Source organism: Flavobacterium sp. (genome assembly GCF_013822155.1).
In the GTDB taxonomy this organism is placed as follows: domain Bacteria; phylum Bacteroidota; class Bacteroidia; order Flavobacteriales; family Flavobacteriaceae; genus Flavobacterium.
The window spans coordinates 1-1,410 of record NZ_PNJW01000172.1 but is presented as its reverse complement, the minus strand read 5'-3'; the positions used below and the strand labels follow the sequence as shown (position 1 = coordinate 1,410).

At 33.8% G+C, this 1,410-nt stretch carries 2 protein-coding genes; one reads left to right on the top strand and one right to left on the bottom strand.

Annotation, left to right across the window (positions count from 1 at the left end; translation table 11 throughout):
• On the bottom strand, window positions 1-375 hold a 375-nt coding region (tyrS, locus tag C0512_RS15685), incomplete at its 3' end, for a tyrosine--tRNA ligase (protein ID WP_290863262.1).
• A gap of 184 nt (window positions 376-559) precedes the next feature.
• Between tyrS and C0512_RS15680 the strand changes: the two genes are divergently transcribed.
• Window positions 560-1,410: hypothetical protein (locus C0512_RS15680; protein ID WP_290863260.1), on the top strand; the 851-nt coding region annotated here is incomplete at its 3' end.

The window sequence follows — 1,410 nt, the reverse complement described above, 5'->3', positions numbered from 1 at the left end:
CCATTGAGAATTGAATGCCACTGTAGTTTTATCAGGATCCAAAATTTTAAATACTTGTTGTTGATAGGTTTTAGCATTGTCTAAAACGGTTTCTTCACTTAAAGGCATGCGAGTTATGTTTTTTCCAGTGGGATCGCCAATCATGGCAGTAAAATCACCAATTAAAAAAATAATCTCATGTCCTTCCTGTTGAAATTGTCTTAATTTATTGAGTAAAACAGTATGTCCTAAGTGTAAATCAGGTGCTGTCGGATCAAAACCTGCTTTAATTTTCAAGGACCTACTCTTTTCTAATTTTTTTTCGAATTCGTGAAGAGGAAGGACTTCCTCACAGCCACGCGTTAATTCGGAACACACTGAATTGTCTTCTATCATATGATTAAACCTATGTAAATGATTGACCTATCTTCTGACACCGAGTATCTTAGCCCGGTTAGCAAATTCCTGCTATAACCATAATGAGTTTAATGTTGTATAATCATAAAAATTAATTATACCCAAAAATGAGTGTACATTAAGAGAAACCGCATTTTCTAAAAACAGCAGTTATAGGCAAACGATGGATAAACAAACCAAGATATCTAAAAAACAATCAGGTAGGCCATCCAAGATATTAATGTCTTTTGCATTAGTTATCGCCTTTTCCTTGCCTTATCTTCTTGTATCTCATTTCTCACCTCATAATAAAAATGAATCGGTGAATACTATCTCATCTTTACATCAACTGGCAGATATTCCTGTCATTTCTATTGAAAAACATGCTAAATCTACCGTTTTACCCTCAATGATCACAGCTCTACCAGAACCTATTTTAGTCAAACCTCTAGCCAAACAGACTACAAAACCCCTAGAAAAAAAGCTTCACTTTGAGGATACTCCTATAAAATCTGAGTTAACTCCTATAAAAATAGTACATCAAGCAGTCAAAAAAGCAGTTCAAAATAATGTATGGCAAACAGTAACTCCTCGTTCAGGGGATTCCATGGCTGCTATTTTTAAACGTTTAGGTTTGAGTGCGCAAAATTTACATGCGATATTACACAGAAACCCTCATTCTAAAATTTTGACGTCGATTAAACCCAGTCAAAAATTACAATTTTTAATTAATAAAAACACCTTAGAGAAATTAGTCATACCCATGAATGACATCCAAACCTTGGTCATTTACAAAGAAAAAAGTGCCTATAAAACCCGGATTGATTCTAAAAAAACCACGAATCGTAGTGAATATATTGTAGGGACTGTTAAAGGCTCTTTATTTAGTACTGCTCAAAAATCAAATATTCCCTCCAAGCTTATCCAACAAATGACTCAAATATTAAATAAAGAGATAGATTTTTCTCATTCTGTGCGCACTGGTGATACATTTGCTATAGCGTATAACAGCGTGTATGTTGAAAATAAAAAAGT